The organism is Streptomyces sp. RPA4-2 (genome assembly GCF_012273515.2).
Lineage (GTDB): Bacteria > Actinomycetota > Actinomycetes > Streptomycetales > Streptomycetaceae > Streptomyces > Streptomyces kaempferi.
In genome coordinates this window covers 7,180,931-7,195,475 of the sequence record NZ_CP050975.2, presented here as the reverse complement: position 1 = coordinate 7,195,475, position 14,545 = coordinate 7,180,931, and the positions used below count along the sequence as shown (strand labels likewise).

The 14,545-nt window shown below is 74.1% G+C and carries 13 protein-coding genes and 1 pseudogene; 8 read left to right on the top strand and 6 right to left on the bottom strand.

Features of this window, described 5'->3' with window-relative positions:
- The first annotated feature begins 105 nt into the window (after nucleotides 1-105).
- Nucleotides 106-780, top strand: coding sequence for a response regulator transcription factor (locus HEP85_RS31410; protein WP_168530893.1), 675 nt, complete (start codon nucleotides 106-108; stop codon nucleotides 778-780).
- Nucleotides 777-2,141 carry a HAMP domain-containing sensor histidine kinase gene (locus HEP85_RS31405; protein ID WP_365218571.1) on the top strand — a complete coding sequence of 455 codons (1,365 nt, stop codon included), beginning with the start codon at nucleotides 777-779 and terminating at the stop codon, nucleotides 2,139-2,141. The genes HEP85_RS31410 and HEP85_RS31405 overlap by 4 nt, the downstream gene beginning before the upstream one ends.
- A 217-nt stretch (nucleotides 2,142-2,358) precedes the next feature.
- Here the strand turns inward: HEP85_RS31405 and HEP85_RS31400 are convergent, their stop codons facing one another.
- Nucleotides 2,359-3,192, bottom strand: coding sequence for a hypothetical protein (locus HEP85_RS31400; RefSeq protein WP_168530892.1), 834 nt, complete (start codon nucleotides 3,190-3,192; stop codon nucleotides 2,359-2,361).
- An 87-nt stretch (nucleotides 3,193-3,279) separates the two neighbouring features.
- Nucleotides 3,280-4,188, bottom strand: a complete 909-nt coding sequence (locus tag HEP85_RS31395) for a lysylphosphatidylglycerol synthase domain-containing protein (protein WP_329291425.1) — start codon at nucleotides 4,186-4,188, stop codon at nucleotides 3,280-3,282.
- A 166-nt stretch (nucleotides 4,189-4,354) separates the two neighbouring features.
- On the opposite strand from HEP85_RS31395, the gene HEP85_RS31390 reads away from it, so the two are divergent.
- Together HEP85_RS31390 and HEP85_RS31385 are read left to right on the top strand one after the other, a co-directional pair.
- The gene (locus HEP85_RS31390) at nucleotides 4,355-4,738 is read left to right on the top strand and encodes a BlaI/MecI/CopY family transcriptional regulator (protein ID WP_168530890.1); all 384 of its coding nucleotides are present in this window, start codon (nucleotides 4,355-4,357) and stop codon (nucleotides 4,736-4,738) included.
- Complete coding sequence (locus tag HEP85_RS31385; protein ID WP_168530889.1) at nucleotides 4,735-5,631, top strand: M56 family metallopeptidase; 897 nt, start codon at nucleotides 4,735-4,737, stop codon at nucleotides 5,629-5,631. The genes HEP85_RS31390 and HEP85_RS31385 overlap by 4 nt, the downstream gene beginning before the upstream one ends.
- A gap of 178 nt (nucleotides 5,632-5,809) precedes the next feature.
- Here HEP85_RS31385 and HEP85_RS31380 read toward each other — a convergent pair whose 3' ends face one another.
- The 3 genes from HEP85_RS31380 to HEP85_RS31370 all read right to left on the bottom strand — a co-directional run bounded on the left by HEP85_RS31380 (nucleotide 5,810) and on the right by HEP85_RS31370 (nucleotide 8,796).
- Nucleotides 5,810-6,691, bottom strand: a complete 882-nt coding sequence (locus tag HEP85_RS31380; RefSeq protein ID WP_168530888.1) for an alpha/beta fold hydrolase — start codon at nucleotides 6,689-6,691, stop codon at nucleotides 5,810-5,812.
- 201 nt (nucleotides 6,692-6,892) lie between these two features.
- Complete coding sequence (locus HEP85_RS31375) at nucleotides 6,893-8,020, bottom strand: sensor histidine kinase KdpD (protein WP_168530887.1); 1,128 nt, start codon at nucleotides 8,018-8,020, stop codon at nucleotides 6,893-6,895.
- A 2-nt stretch (nucleotides 8,021-8,022) separates the two neighbouring features.
- The gene (locus tag HEP85_RS31370) at nucleotides 8,023-8,796 is read right to left on the bottom strand and encodes a response regulator transcription factor (protein ID WP_248002136.1); all 774 of its coding nucleotides are present in this window, start codon (nucleotides 8,794-8,796) and stop codon (nucleotides 8,023-8,025) included.
- 104 nt (nucleotides 8,797-8,900) lie between these two features.
- Here HEP85_RS31370 and HEP85_RS31365 point away from each other — a divergent pair.
- From HEP85_RS31365 to HEP85_RS31355, 3 genes and pseudogenes are all read left to right on the top strand, one after another.
- Nucleotides 8,901-9,633, top strand: a pseudogene (locus tag HEP85_RS31365) (glycosyltransferase family 2 protein).
- Nucleotides 9,630-10,247, top strand: coding sequence for a TIGR04282 family arsenosugar biosynthesis glycosyltransferase (locus tag HEP85_RS31360; protein ID WP_329291415.1), 618 nt, complete (start codon nucleotides 9,630-9,632; stop codon nucleotides 10,245-10,247). Before HEP85_RS31365 ends, HEP85_RS31360 begins: the two are co-directional and overlap by 4 nt.
- Before the next feature lie 365 nt (nucleotides 10,248-10,612).
- Nucleotides 10,613-11,401: a class I SAM-dependent methyltransferase gene (locus tag HEP85_RS31355; protein ID WP_369657920.1), complete on the top strand. Its 789-nt coding sequence runs from the start codon at nucleotides 10,613-10,615 to the stop codon at nucleotides 11,399-11,401.
- A 349-nt stretch (nucleotides 11,402-11,750) separates the two neighbouring features.
- Here the strand turns inward: HEP85_RS31355 and HEP85_RS31350 are convergent, their stop codons facing one another.
- A complete protein-coding gene (locus HEP85_RS31350) occupies nucleotides 11,751-13,028 on the bottom strand; it encodes a molybdopterin-dependent oxidoreductase (RefSeq protein ID WP_168530885.1) in 1,278 nt (425 codons plus the stop codon).
- 149 nt (nucleotides 13,029-13,177) lie between these two features.
- Here HEP85_RS31350 and HEP85_RS31345 point away from each other — a divergent pair, with 149 nt between their 5' ends.
- The gene (locus HEP85_RS31345; protein ID WP_369658142.1) at nucleotides 13,178-14,539 is read left to right on the top strand and encodes a hypothetical protein; all 1,362 of its coding nucleotides are present in this window, start codon (nucleotides 13,178-13,180) and stop codon (nucleotides 14,537-14,539) included.
- Nucleotides 14,540-14,545 lie beyond the last annotated feature (6 nt).

The following is a 14,545-nucleotide window of genomic DNA, read 5'->3' as shown; positions in this document are numbered from 1 at the left end:
GAGCCCGCCGGACACCCGCTGCACCGCCGCGACAACGTGCGCCGCGGCGCGACGCCGTACGGGAACGGGCGGAGCCGGCAGCACGGAAACCGCTGAAGGAGAACGATGCGTCACACGATCCTGGTCGTCGAGGACGATCACGCCCTGCGGGACGTCCTGCTGCGCGGCTTGCGCGACGAGGGCTTCGACACCCTGCCGGCGGCGGACGGCGCGACCGCGCTGCGGCTGGCCGGGGCCCAGGTCGGCGCGGCCGTGCTCGACGTGGGACTGCCCGACGCGGACGGCCGGGACGTGTGCCAGGCGCTCCGGGCCAACGGCTTCCTCCGGCCCGTGATCTTCCTGACGGCTCATCATCACCTCACGGACCGGCTGGCGGGTTTCTCGGCCGGTGGCGACGACTACCTGCCCAAGCCGTTCCATCTGACCGAGCTGGCCGCCCGGCTGCGGGCGGCGCTCAAGCGCGGCGGCGCGCGGGGCGGCACCCTCCCGTCCCCCACGGCCGGCGACGTCGTCCTCGACCCGGTCCGGCACGGCCTCACCGTCCGGGGTACCCGGGTCGCCCTCACCCCGACGGAGTTCCGGCTGCTGGCGGCGCTGATGGCGGGCTCCGGGGACATCGTGCGGCGGCGGGAGCTGATCAGGGCGGGCTGGCCCGAGGGCGCCCAGGTCAGCGAAAACACGCTGGACCAGTATCTGACCCGGTTGCGCCGCAAGCTCCGGGACGGCGGCAGCACGCTGACCGTCACCACCGCGCGCGGCATCGGCCACCGGCTGTCATGAGGGACCTCGCCTCCCGCTGGTGGCCGCGCACCCTGCGCGGCCGGCTCTCGCTGGTCGCGCTCACCACCGCGACGCTCCTCATGGTGATCCTCACCGTCGCCTTCAACACGGTCGTACGGCATCACCTCCAGCACCAGGCGGACGACGAGCTGCGCACCCGCGCCACCGCCGTCGCGGCGACCGTCGACACCAGCACCTCGCGGATACGGGTCCTGGAGACCCCGGGCGAGGAGCTCCTCGACGCGAACGTCTGGATCTACGCGGACGGCAGGCTGCTCGAAAAACCCTCGTCCGCCACCGTCACCGGCCCGCTGACCCGTGCCGCCGGCCGGCTCGCGGCGCGCGGCGGCCGGCACTGCGAGACCGCCTCCGGTCACGACGCCGTCCGGCTGTGCGCACAGCCGGTGCCGGGCGGCAACGGCACCGCGGCCGTCGTCACCGCGCTGGACCTGTCGCCCTACCGCGGCTCGGCCGACACCCTGCTGCTCGCCTCCCTCGTCCTCGACGCCGCCATGCTCGCCTGCACCTACGGGCTGACCCGGCTGGCGGTGGGACGCGCGCTGCGCCCCGTACGCACGATGACGGAGCAGGCCACCCAGTGGAGCGCCATCACCTCCGAGGAACGTTTCGGCAGCGTGCCCCGCCCCACCGAACTGGCGCGGCTGGGCGGTTCGCTGGACGCGCTCCTCGACCGCATCCGGGCACTGCTGCGCCACGAGCGTCAGCTCACCCGGGAGCTGTCGCACGAGCTGCGCAATCCGCTCGCCCGTATCGTCGCCGAGCTCGACTGGTGGCAGGCCCGTCCGCGTTCCGCCGAGGACACCCTGGCCGTCCACGCGGCCATCGCCGACGCGGCTCTGTCGATGCGTACGATCTGCGACACCCTGCTCGACGAGGCCCGCGACAGCGCGGCCACCGCGCCCGGCACGGCCGCCGTGGCGCCGGTGCTCGGACGTCTGGTGGACCGTCTCGGCAGTGCGCGCGAGCGGGTGGAGGTCGTCGTCACCGCTCCGGACGCCGCGCTGTCGGCCGGGGTGCCGGACGCCCTTCTGGAGCGGATCGTCAGCCCGCTGCTCGACAACGCGCTGCGGCACGCGCGCGCCAGGGTCGGGATCCTGGCCCACGGGGAGCCCGGCGGCGTCCGCGTCCAGGTCACCGACGACGGTCCCGGCGTACCGGCGTCGTTCGTGGCGCAGCTGTTCCAGCCCGGCCGCCGGGCCGATCCGGGGGACGGACACGGCGGAGCGGGCCTGGGACTGCCGCTCGCGCGGCGCCTGGCCCGGTCCGCCGGCGGGGAGGTGGACCACGATCCGCGGTACACCGACGGTGCGGCGTTCGTGGTCAGCCTGCCCGCGGGCTGAGGGTCGCCTCCCCGCCGGGGAGGCGCCTCTCCGGAGAGGCGCGCGGTCGCCTTTCCCGCGGGGCCGGGCGTCGCATTCCCCGCGAGGCCGGGCGGTCGCCTTTCCCGCGAGGCCGGACGGTCGCCTTCCCCGCGGGGCCGGGCGTCGCATTCCCCGCGAGGCCGGGCGGTCGCCTTTCCCGCGGGCAGAGTGTTCAGCCTTCCCGCAGGCGCGTCGGTCAGCCTTCCCGGGGGCTCAGCGACGGCTCCGAGTGGGTGACGTCCTTGCGCGTCGTCGCGAGGTACACCACCAGGGCCAGGATGACGGCCAGGAACAGCGCGCTGGTGATCACGGTGCCGAAGCCCAGGCCGCCGTCGCCGGTGGGCTGGGAGAGGTAGTCGCCGATCGAGGCACCGAGCGGCCGGGTCAGGATGTAGGCGATCCAGAAGGCCAGGACGGCGTTCAGACCGAGCGCGAAGCGGGCGACCGCCACGGCGGCGATGGCGAGGCCGAACAGGACGGCGGAGACCCAGTATCCGAGGGCCATCTTCTCGGCGACCAGGTCACCGGCCGCGGTGCCCAGCGCGAAGGTGAAGAGCACCGCCAGCCAGTAGTAGGCCTCGCGCGACACGGTGTCGATGCTGTGGATGGACAGCGTGCGCTCGCGGCGGTACCAGACGGCGAAGACGATCGCGAGGGCGACGGAGAACACGGCGGTGCTGGTGGTCAGCGGTACGCCCAGGTTGTCGGTCAGGTTGTCGCTGATCAGGGTGCCGACGACGCTGATGAGGGCCACGGCGAGCCAGTAGACGCCGGGGTTGTAGGCCTTGGTGCGGAACTGGACGACGAGCACCGCCGCCAGCAGCGCGCTCATCAGCAGCGACACGCCGGTCAGGCCCATGCCCAGTTTCTCGTTCAGGAGGTCCGCCGCGGTCTCGCCGACCGTGGTGCACAGCACCTTGATGATCCAGAAGTACGCGGTGACCTCGGGAACCTTGTTCCAGCGCAGGCGGTGGCCGGGGGCGGCACCGGTGTGCCCGTACGCCCCGGACGTCTCAGAAGTCTCAGTCATGGGGCCCGACCCTGCCAGCGGGATCCTGAAAGCATCCTGACTGCACGGCGGCCTGCGCGAACCCCGGCCGACGGCGCCCCCGAGCGCTCAGAGCACTCGGCGACGCGCCAGTACCGCCAGCACGACCAGGCCCGGCACCAGGGGCAGCCACACCGTCAGGAGCCGGTAGCCGAGGACCACGGACGCCGCCGCGACGCCCGGCGCTCCGGTCAGGGTGAGGGCCAGGACGAGAGCCGCGTCCAGCGAGCCGATTCCGCCGGGGGTGGGCAGCAGCACGGCGGCGCTGCTCGCGGCGAGGTAGGCCAGCGCCACCCGGGCGGGTGACAGCGGCAGTTCGAGGGCCTGGGCGACCGCGACGACCACGGTGGCGTGCAGCGCCGCGAAGGCCAGCGAGCCACCCCACAACGCGGCGGCGCGGGCCGGGATCCCGTGCACGGCGCGCACGTCCGCCAGGACGGCCCGCACCGCGCGCCGCAACGGTCCCCGCAGGAGAACGACGGCGGTCGCGGCCACGGCACCCGAGACCGCGACGGCGGTCACGGAGACGCCCGGGAGGCGCAGTACGCCGGGGCAGGCCGTCGCGAGCACGGCGATCAGGAGGGCGCGCGCGACGGCTCCGGCCGTGGCCTTCACGCCGAGCGCGGTCGCCGACCGGGCGACCGGCAGTCCGCACCGGGTCAGGAAGCGCAGGTTGACCGCGCCCGCGCCGAGGCCGGCGGGCAGCACATGGTTGGCGGCGGACGCGGCGAACTGCGCGGCGACCAGCCGCCCGGTGGGCAGTGGCCGGGTCACCGCACCCTGCTGGGCGAGTGCCGAGCACACCCAGGTCCCCCCGGTGGCGACGGCCGCGACGAACAGCCAGCCGTGGTCGGCGACGGCCAGCCGGTCCGTCCCGGTCTGGATCACCGGCCAGTGGTACCGCGCGAGATACGCGGCGCCGACCAGGACGGCGAGCGTCAGCGCGGCGTGCGGGAGGACACTCCTGGTCTTGACCATCGTCCACCTTTCACCCTACAGAGCGTAGGGTTTTTCACCCTACAAGACGTAGGGTGACAGGGGGAAGTCGCAGGAAAAAAGGGTCAGATCAGAGTGAAACGGGTGGGGGCGCACTCCGTCAGTCCTCACCACCGTCCGCACCCCTACGCGCTGTAAGGTGGCGAACATGGCTGGCACAGACCCTCGCGGGAGGGCGGAACGGCGCAGCGCCGGCGCGTTGGAGAGCGAGGTGCTCGCCGCCCTGTGGGCCACCGACAGGGCCCTCACCCCCGCCGAGATACAGAGCGAGATCGGCGGCGGCCTGGCCTACAACACCGTGCACACCATCCTCAAACGCCTGTACGACAAGGGTCTGGTGCTGCGTGACGTCGACGGCCGGCGCGGCGCGTACCGGCCCGCCAAGAACGCGGCGGAACTGACCGCCGAGGCCATGCACGAGGCACTGGACCGCGGGCCGGACCCGATCGCGGCGCTCCAGCAGTTCGTCACCGGGCTGAGCCCCCGGGAGGAAGAAGCCCTGCGCGATCTCCTCGGGGGGAGCGGACCGTGAGGATCGACGTCTACATCCCCCTCTTCCTGCCCTTGCTGCTGACGGCCGCCGCGGCACAGGTGGGCCGGAGGGTCTCCCCCGCGCCGGCCGCCCGCGTCCTCACCGTCGCGGCCGTGCTGACCGCGGCCGCTTCCACCTGGGCACTGCTCCTGCTCGCCGCCACCCTCGTCAACGAGGCGCCGCTCGTGGCCACGGAGACCGGCGAGACGGGCCGGCGCCTGCCCGAGCCGGTGCCGGTGGCGATCGCCGTCGCCGCGATCACCCTTCTCTGGCTGATCGCCTTCCGGCTCGTACGGGCCCTGCGTGCCCACTACGCGACCCGCCGCGTCCTTGAACGGCTGTGCGAAGGGCACCCCGCGGACAGCGAACTCGTCGTCGCCGCGTCCTCGACCGCGCGGGCCTTCGCGATCCCGGGGACGCCGGGCCGGATCCTGGTCACGTCCGCCATGCTCGGCGCACTGGAACCGGCGGAGCGCCGGGTCCTGCTGGCCCACGAACGCGCCCATCTCACCCACCGGCACTCGGCGCTGTCGACCGCCGTGACCCTGGCCGCCGCGGCCAACCCGGTGCTGGAGCCGGTGCGCGCCACCGTCGCCTTCCTCGTGGAGCGCTGGGCCGACGAGGAGGCCGCGCGCAGCGTCGGGGACCGGCGTACCACCGCGCGCGCCCTCGCCCGGGCCGCCCTGGTGGCCCAGCGGGCCCGGCCGGGCTGCGCGCTGAACTTCTCGGAGCACGCCGTCACCCGTCGGATCGCCGCGCTTCAGACGGCTCCGCCGCCCAACCTGTGGTCCATCGGCGTGGCCGTACTGGCACTCGCCGCCCTGTCCGCGCTCGGCGCCCTGGACGCCACCGGCGATCTGCTGCGCCTGCTGGGCGAGTCGCTGCCGGACTAGGGCGTGTTGCGGACGTCCCGCCTGCCTCGCGACGTCTGGCACGCCCTCCGGGCGGACGACGGGACTTTCGCAGCACGCCCTGGAACCTGTCGTTTGGATCATGTGCGGGACGCGGGGCAGGGCACGCGTATCCGCGGCGTCGTCGTCGGTTGCCGACGGTCCTGACCGGTCAGGACGCTCAGCGGGTGTGCGCGTCCACGGCGTCGATGATGTCCGGCCAGAGTTCGCGGGGGCGGTCGTGTCCCATGTCGGGGAGCAGCAGGAGCCTCGCTCCTGGCACCAGGTCGGCCGTGCGCTTTCCGCCGCTGGGGTCGATCAGGGTGTCGTCCAGGCCGTGGATCACCAGAGTCGGTACGCGAAGACCGCGGAGCGCGTCGGCGCGTGAGCCGCCGAGGATCATCGCGCCGAGCTGCCGCCCGGCTCCGGCGGGGTAGTAGCCGCGGTCGTAGCTTGCGGCGGCCAGTTCGCGAAGGATTGCGACGTCGCCGTAGCGTCTGGATGCCCACACCAGTTCCCTGTCCGCAGCCGCGACGTACCCTTCCCGGTCCGCCGGCTTCGGGCCGAAGAGGGCCGCTCGGGCCTCGTCGCTGGACCGGCCGTAGTCGGGCTCGCCGGTCGAGGACATCATCGAGGTCAGGGTCAGTACCCGCGCGGGACGGCTGATGGCCATCGTCTGGGCGATCATGCCGCCCATGGAGGAGCCGACCACGTGGGCGCGTTCGATCCCGAGCGCGGTGAGCAGGCCGAGGCCGTCGTCGGCCATTTCCTGGAGGGTGTAGGGCACCATCGCGAGGGCGGACGGGAGGTCGCCCGAGGTCACGGCGTCGATGAACCGGCCCACGTCGACGGGGTGGTCGTCGAACCTGGTGGACAGCCCGCAGTCGCGGTTGTCGTACCGGATCACATGGCGGCCGCGTTCCGCGAGCGCACGGCAGAAGTCCTCGTGCCAGGCGATCATCTGGGCTCCGAAGCCCATCACGAGCAGGACCGCCGGATCGGAGGGGTCGCCGAACGTCTCGTACGCGAGGGACACTCCGGGCGCGACTTCGATGATCGACATGCTGTGAGTGTCGCAGCGCGGCCCGTCCGCGCGCACCCGGTATTCGCGGTGCCCGACGCAACGTGGCGCCCCACGCATACGCGCTGCCCGGCGTATTCGCGCTGCCCGGCGGATTCGCGCTGCCCGGCGGCGCGTTCGGTGGAGGATCGGCCGAGAACTCATGTCACCGCGTGCCACCGCGCGTCACGCGCATCACGTGTGTCACCGCGCCGACAGAGCCGGGCCGGCCAGCGGGAGGGTGACCTCGAAGCGGCAGCCGCCGGGGACGTTGTGCACGGCGGCCCGCCCTTGGTGGGCCTCCACGATGCCGCGCACGATCGCCAGGCCCAGGCCCGCCCCGGCGGGCGGGGTGCGCGCGTGGCTGCCGCGCCAGCCGGTGTCGAAGACGCGCGGCAGGTCTTCCTCGGGGATGCCCCCGCAGCCGTCGGTGACGGACAGCACCACACCGTGGTCCGACCGCTCCGCGGCGATCGCCACCGTGCCGTCGGCCGGTGTCCGCCGGATCGCGTTGACGAGGAGATTGCCGAGGACACGGCTCATCTCCTTGCCGTCCACCTCGACCGGCACCGGCTCGACGCGGTCGCCGACCAGCCGCACCCCGTACTCGCGGGCGAGCGGGTCGGCACCCGCGAGGGCGTCGCCCACGAGGTCGTACACGGAGACACGGGAGGGGGACAGGGCCAGGCTCCCCGCGTGTATGCGGGAGAGTTCGAAGAGATCGCCCACCATGTCGTTGAGCCGTTCGACCTCGGTACGCATCTGGCGCAGGTAGCGGTTCGGGTCGGCGGCGACGCCGTCCTCCAGCGCCTCCGACATCGCGCGGAGCCCGGCGAGCGGGGTGCGCAGATCGTGCGAGATCCACGCGACGAGTTCACGGCGTGAGGTCTCCAGAGCCCGTTCGCGGTCCCGTGACTCGGCGAGCCTCACACTGGTGGCGGCCAACTCGCGACCCAGGGCGGCGAGTTCGGCAGTCGCCGGACCGCCGGGGGCCGCGAAGTCACCGCCGTCGCCGAAGGAGCGGGCAGCCAGCGTCAGGTCCCGGCTGCGGGCCACGACCCAGCGGCCCAGCAGCAGCGCGGTGGCCAGCGAGACGACGGCAGCCATGGCCACCACTGTCGTGACGACGGTCAGGTCGTGCGAGGACAGGAACATCGCCCACGCCACGGCGAGTGTCCCCGCGAGCATCGCGGTCACCCCCACGGCGGCGACCACGGCGAGGGACGCCGTCAGCGAACGGCGCCGGATCAGCCACAGGGTGCCCGCGCCGAGCAGGCCGGCCCCCGCGGCGCCGAGAAAGGCGAAGAGGGCGATGAGCAGCATGTCACGCATGGTCAGACCGCCTCCGTGGACGTCGTGGCGTCGAAGCGGTAGCCCACGCCCCACACCGTGTGGATCAACCGGGGCCTCGCCGGATCGTCCTCGACCTTCCCGCGCAGCCGCCGTACGTGCACGGTGACCGTCGAGAGGTCGCCGAAGTCCCAGCCCCAGACCTCACGCATCAGGTCCTCGCGGCTGAACACCCGCCCGGGGTGCCGGAGGAAGAAAGCGAGGAGATCGAACTCCCTTGTCGTGAGCGCGAGTTCGACGCTCCCCTTGGTGGCGCGCCGGGCGGCCGGATCGAGTCCGAGACCGGCCGCGTGCAGCGGGTGCGCGGCGGTCGCGGGGCGCGCGCGGCGCAGTACGGACTCCACGCGCAGCACCAGTTCCCGGGGACTGAACGGCTTGGTGACGTAGTCGTCCGCGCCCACCTCCAGGCCCAGGATCCGGTCGTCCTCGTCGCCCCGCGCGGTGAGCATGATGACGGGCACGGGGCCGCGTCCGCGCATCCGCCGGCACACCTCGAGACCGTCCATCCCCGGCAGCATCAGGTCCAGCACCACCAGGTCGGGCCAGTGCGCGGCGGCACGGGCGAGCGCGGCGGGCCCGTCCGCGGCACGGTCCACGAGGTAGCCCGCGCGGTCGAGGTAGCCGGAGACGACCTCGGCGACGGTGGGGTCGTCGTCGACGACGAGGACACGTGCCGCGCCCCCGTGGCCCGCCGGGGCGGTCGCGGCGCCCGGCACCGCGTCGGGTCCGGTACCTGCGGATTCGTACGGCTCATGCATGGCTTCAGCCTCCCACCCGCACCGGCGCCGTGCGGCCCTCCCCCGCTCGACGTCCGCGTTTCGTAAGGAGCAGAAGCCCGATATGTCTCTTTCGTGTTCGTAGGGTGAGAGCCGTGACGACCTCTCCCCCGGCGGACCCCGTAGTCGATGTGGTCCTGCCCTGTCTGAACGAGGCCGAGGCCCTGCCCTGGGTGCTCGCCCGCATTCCGTCCGGCTGGCGCGCGCTGGTCGTGGACAACGGGTCCACGGACGGTTCCGCGGAACTGGCCCGTGGCCTCGGCGCGACCGTGGTGCGCGAGACGCGCCGCGGGTTCGGTGCCGCCTGCCACGCCGGACTGACCGCGGCCACCGCCGACATCGTGTGCTTCTGCGACTGCGACGCCTCCCTCGACCCGTCCCTGCTCGTCCCCTTCGTGCGCGAGGTGCGCGACGGCACGGCCGACCTGGTGCTGGGGCGCCGACGCCCGCAGGGGTGGCGCGCGTGGCCCGCGCACGCGCGGGCTTAACCTCGCGCTCGCCCGGATGCTCCGCCGCCGTACCGGACTCGGCCTGCACGACCTCGGCCCGCTGCGGGCCGCACGCCGCGAACCGCTGCTCGCCCTCGGCCTCACGGACCGCCGCAGCGGCTATCCGCTGCAGATGGTCGTCCGCGCCGCCGACGCCGGCTGGCGCGTCACCGAGCACGACGTGCCGTATCTCCCGCGCACCGGCGCCTCCAAGGTCACCGGCACCTGGCGTGGCACCTGGCAGGCGGTACGGGACATGCGCCGCGTGCTGGCGGAACCGCCCGCCCCGTCCCGCGCCCCCGCCCCGTCCCCGGGAGGAACCACCCCGTGAGCACCCTGCTCGTCATCGCCAAGGAACCGCGGCCGGGACGGGTGAAGACCCGGCTCACCCCGCCGTTCACGCCCCGCCAGGCGGCGTCGCTCGCCGAGGCGGCACTCGTGGACACCCTGCTCGCGGTCGCGGCGACGCCCGCGCGACGCCGGGTGCTGGTCCTCGACGGCGCGCCGGGTCCCTGGCTGCCGCCCGGCATCGACGTCGTACCGCAGTGCGGGGGTGGCCTGGACGAACGGCTGGCCGCCGCCTTCGCGGACTGCGCCGGACCCGCCCTGCTCATCGGCATGGACACCCCGCAGGTGACGCCGGAACTCCTCACCGTGGACTTCGCCGGCTGCGACGCGTACTTCGGACCGGCCGAGGACGGCGGTTTCTGGGCGCTGGGGCTCGCCGTCCCCGACCCGGACCTGGTGCGGGGCGTGCCGATGTCGACGGCCGCCACCGGTGCGGCGCAGCGGGAGCGGCTGACCGCGGCGGGGCTGCGTGTCCGCGATCTGCCGCGTCTGCGGGACGTCGACACGGCGTACGACGCCGGGCTCGTCGCCGCCGCTGCGCCGCGCGGGCGGTTCGCCGCCGAGCTCGCCCGACTCGAAGCGGGGGCCCAGCGATGAGCGCGGCACGCGAACTCGCCCCTGTCCCCGGCGCCCTGGGAAGCCCGGCCCCCGGCCTCACGGGAGGCCGGACCGCCGGTCCCACGGGCGGCCGGACCACGGGCCGCGCGGGCCTGACGTCGGCCGCGCCCGCGGCCGCGGGCGGCGCGACGGGCGCAACCCCGGCCAGAACGGCGGCTCCCACGGGCCGCGCGGCCGACCGCGCTTAAGACGACCCGAACCCGGCCTCGCGACCCGCCCCGAACCCGAGCTCCCGGGGCGGCCCGAACCCGACCTCGCCGAGCACCCCGCGCCCGATCCGACCGCGCACCCCGAACCGGACCTCCCACGCCACCCCCAACCCCACCTCCCACGGCTCCCCGATCATGGCCTCGCGCGGCGGGCCGCGTCCGGTGTCTCCCCCCGCGCCGCCGTACGACCAGGACGCCCCCTGGTCCAGCGATCCGTACGCCGACGCGCTGCGGGTCGGTCGCGGCCCCCTCTACCTGCGCCGGACCGACGGCTGGCTGCTGCCGCTGGAGGTGGAGCGGTGGTGTGCCCGGGCCGACACCGCCGATCTGGAGATGCTGCGGCGCTGCGAGGGGGCCGTGCTCGACGTGGGATGCGGACCCGGCCGGCTGATCGCGGCACTCGCCGCACAGGGGCGGCGGGCCCTGGGCATCGACGTCAGCGAGGCCGCCGTCGAACACACCGTCCGGCTCGGCGGACAGGCGCTGCACCGGTCGGTCTTCGAGTCCGTTCCCGGGGAGGGCCGCTGGGGCACCGCGCTCCTGATCGACGGCAACCTCGGGATCGGCGGCGACCCCGCCGCCCTGCTCGAGCGGATGAGCCAACTCCTGTCACCCGGAGGGTTGTTGATCGTCGAGACGGTGCCCGTCGATGTCGACGAACGGGTGCGGGTGCGCGTCGCCGACGGCCGGGGAGCCGCCGGGACGCCCTTCCTCTGGGCCCGCCTGGGCACCCCGGCGCTGCTCCGGCACGCACGCCGCGCCGGCTGGCACCCCGACGGTCACTGGTCGACCGGCGGCCGCTCCTTCGTCGCCCTGCGCAGCCGCAGCGCGAGCAGCACCGCGGAACCCCCGAACAGCACCGCCGTGATCAGCAGCCAGCGGGACAGGAAGCCGTCGCCCGGCAGGCCGGTGGCGGACCGGTAGCGGTCCGCCATCTGCCCGCTGATCAGCGGGAACCACAGCAGCAGCAGAAGGCACGAGAAGGCCGCCGGGACCCGGACGTAGAGCGTCCACTCCCGGCGGCCGACCGCGCGCAGCCCCTGCGCGAGAACCCGGTCCGCGCCCGCGTACAACGGCACGAGGACCAGATCGTGCAGCAGCGCCGCGCCCACGAACCACAGCGTCACGCCGAACCAGTCACCGGCGAGCAGCCGCACCCCCGCGTACCCGGCGAGCGCGAAGGAGCAGGCCAGCAGGAGGATCAGCAGCGGACTGCCCAGAGGCGGCCGGCGGACCGCGGCCGGCCGCCCGGCGAGAGTCGCGTATCGCTTCATCACAGGTCTCCGAACGTCATCCGGGCCACCCATTTGGTGTTGAGCACGCCGGGCGCCGCGGGAACGATGACGCGCGCCGGGTAGCCGTGGTCGGGGCTCAGGTCCTCGCCGTTGACGAACAGGGCGAGCAGGGAACGCGGATCGCGCACCTGGTTGTGGCGCAGGGCGCCCCGGCGGAACGCCCCGTGCCGCTGGAGCGACTCCACCAGCACGTCGGGCGCCGTGCCGTGCTCGTAGCCGACGAGTGACGCGAGATCCCGCAGCGGCACCCCGCGCCACCACTGGTCGGAGGTGGACCAGCCCTCCACGCAGGCGATCGGCAGCGCCGAGCTGTGCAGGGGCAGTCGCAAGAGGTCGGCCCGGCTCAGCCGGACCGTGCCGGCGCGCCCGGCGACGACGAGCCGCCAGGCGTCCTCGCCCGTCTCGCGCGGGTCGATCCCGGCGTAGGCGGCCGTCTTGTTGATCTGGAACCCGCCCGGCCCCGAGCCCGGTTCGGGGCCGCCGTGCGGGGCGAGCACCGCGGTCTGCCGCAGCGGCGCGTCGAAGCTGTGCCCCGCCGTCGTCACGAACAGGAGCAGTGAACCGCCGCCCACAAGACCCACGGCGCCACGTCGTGACACGGTGGGTTCGGCAGGGTTCGGTGACACCAACTCGTCCTGCTCCGAGGGATGTCCGGTGGGCCTGGCATCGGGTTCGCCGTTCTCGGCGCGCATCCGGCGCACCGTGCGCAGGGCCGCGGGTGTCTTCAGTACGGCGTGCGCGACGAAGGCGGCGATGAACACCCAGGCCCCGTAGAAGTGCAACGGGTAGAAGGAGCCGGGAAACAGGTAGTCGAGCTGGATGTTCAGCACGCCCGTCGTGAACTCGAAGAGCGCGCCGCCGACCAGCAGGAGCAGCGAGACGCGCTCCAGCGCGTGGGCGAGGGACCGGGCGGGCGGCAGCGCGAACAGCTTGGGGACGACCGACCAGAGCTTCGCCAGGAGTACGGGGACGAGGGTGATCCCGAGCGTGACGTGGACGCCCTGCGTGAGCCGGTACAGCCACGACGGGTGGGTCGGCCAGGAGAAGAGGTAGAAGCCGAGGAGACCCTTGTCCGGAGTCTGGTCGTTCACCGGCGCCAGGTCCGGGTTGTAGGCGGCGTACGACAGCAGTCCCGTCAGGAACAGCACCGTGATCCCGCCGAGCAGCACGATGCCGAGCACGGAGGTGAACCAGGGGCCGCGCACGGGACTGCGCCAGAACGCGGGCGACGTAGGGAGGAGGGGAGGCCGTGGCATGCCCCGACCGTAGGGCGGAGAAGGCCCCCAAAAGGGTCTTCGAACCATGACGAAAGCCTGACGTCCATCCGTGTGGCGGCTTCCGCGGGGTGCGCGCGGCCTAGCGTGCCGGTGTGAACCGCGATCTTCTCCGCGACCGTCCCCGCGACATCTCCCCCGACCGCCCGCGCGGCCCGCTCCGCGATCTCCTCCTCGACCTGTCGGCGGTCCTCGCCGCCGCCCTGCTCGTCACGGTGGCCGCCCTGGTCGGCACCGCCGTCCAACGCCGCGACCATTCGCTCTTCGTCGGTTGGCCTCCCCTGTTCGCGCGGTGGGAGCCGCACGTCGGCCCCGGTACTCCGGCCGCCCTCGTGGTCGCCGTCGCCGTCGTGGCGTACGGCCCCCCGCTCGCCGCGCGCCTGTCCTGGCGCCCGCTGCTGTGGGTCGCCTGGGGCGCCACGACGGCCTGGACGTTCTCCCTCGCGCTGGTCGACGGCTGGCAGCGCGGCGTCGCCGGGCGGCTGACGACCACGAACGAGTACCTCACCGTCATCGACCGCTTCCACGACATCCCCGCCACCCTGCGGGACTTCACCCACCACATCGTGAGCCAGTCCCCCGCGCCCTGGCCCGCGCACATCGCCGGACACCCGCCCGGGGCCACCCTCACCTTCGTGCTGCTGGACCGGATCGGTCTGGGCGGCGGGGGCTGGGCGGGCGTGTGGTGCGTCACCGTCGGCTCGACGGCCGCGGTCGCCGTCCTGGTCACCGTGCGCGTGCTGGCCGGGGAGGCCCTCGCCCGCCGCGCCGCCCCCTTCCTCGTCCTCGCGCCGGCCGCCGTGTGGGTGGGCGCCTCCGCGGACGGATACTTCGCGGCGGTCGCCACCTGGGCCGTCGCGTTCCTCGGCCTCGCGGTGACCGGCTCCCGCCCGCGGGCGACCGGACTCGTCGCCGGGCTGCTGTTCGGGCTCACCGCGTATCTGTCGTACGGGCTCGTGCTGTACGCGGTGATCGCCGGCGCCGTCCTGCTGCTCGGCTCCCGACGGCTGCGGCCCCTCCCCTACGTCGTCGCCGGAGCCGCCGTGGTGCCGGTGGTGTTCACCCTGCTCGGCTTCGACTGGTGGGAGGCCTACCGTCTGCTGGTCACGCGCTACTACCAGGGGGTCGGCGGGGTCAGGCCGTACGGCTACTGGGTGTGGGCGAACCTCGCGTGCACGGTGCTGATCGTGGGCCCGGCGACGGTGGCGGGCCTGCGGCGGGCCGGCGCGGCCCCGGTGCGCGGGGGCGTCCGCCGCCTTCCGCGGCTGCCGGCCGCCGAACCCCGCCTCGCCCTGCTCGCGCTCGCCGCCCTGCTCGCCCTCCTCGCCGCCGACCTCTCCGGGATGAGCAAGGCGGAGACGGAACGCATCTGGCTGCCCTTCGCGATGTGGCTGCTCCCGGCCGCCGCCCTCCTGCCCCGGCCGCGTGTCTGGCTCGCCGCGCAGGCCGCCCTCGCGCTGCTCCTGAACCATCTGCTGCTGACCGGCTGGTGACCCCGT

What these genes read in the sequence shown, in the direction of transcription:
- HEP85_RS31375 (WP_168530887.1), bottom strand. Translation starts at nt 8,020, where the DNA reads ATGCGTGACATGCTGCTCATCGCCCTCTTCGCCTTTCTCGGCGCCGCG.
- HEP85_RS31380 (WP_168530888.1), bottom strand. Translation starts at nt 6,691, where the DNA reads ATGTCGATCATCGAAGTCGCGCCCGGAGTGTCCCTCGCGTACGAGACG.
- HEP85_RS31395 (WP_329291425.1), bottom strand. Translation starts at nt 4,188, where the DNA reads ATGGTCAAGACCAGGAGTGTCCTCCCGCACGCCGCGCTGACGCTCGCC.
- HEP85_RS31400 (WP_168530892.1), bottom strand. Translation starts at nt 3,192, where the DNA reads ATGACTGAGACTTCTGAGACGTCCGGGGCGTACGGGCACACCGGTGCC.
- HEP85_RS31405 (WP_365218571.1), top strand. Translation starts at nt 777, where the DNA reads ATGAGGGACCTCGCCTCCCGCTGGTGGCCGCGCACCCTGCGCGGCCGG.
- HEP85_RS31410 (WP_168530893.1), top strand. Translation starts at nt 106, where the DNA reads ATGCGTCACACGATCCTGGTCGTCGAGGACGATCACGCCCTGCGGGAC.
- HEP85_RS31350 (WP_168530885.1), bottom strand. Translation starts at nt 13,028, where the DNA reads ATGCCACGGCCTCCCCTCCTCCCTACGTCGCCCGCGTTCTGGCGCAGT.
- HEP85_RS31390 (WP_168530890.1), top strand. Translation starts at nt 4,355, where the DNA reads ATGGCTGGCACAGACCCTCGCGGGAGGGCGGAACGGCGCAGCGCCGGC.
- HEP85_RS31370 (WP_248002136.1), bottom strand. Translation starts at nt 8,796, where the DNA reads ATGCATGAGCCGTACGAATCCGCAGGTACCGGACCCGACGCGGTGCCG.
- HEP85_RS31355 (WP_369657920.1), top strand. Translation starts at nt 10,613, where the DNA reads ATGGCCTCGCGCGGCGGGCCGCGTCCGGTGTCTCCCCCCGCGCCGCCG.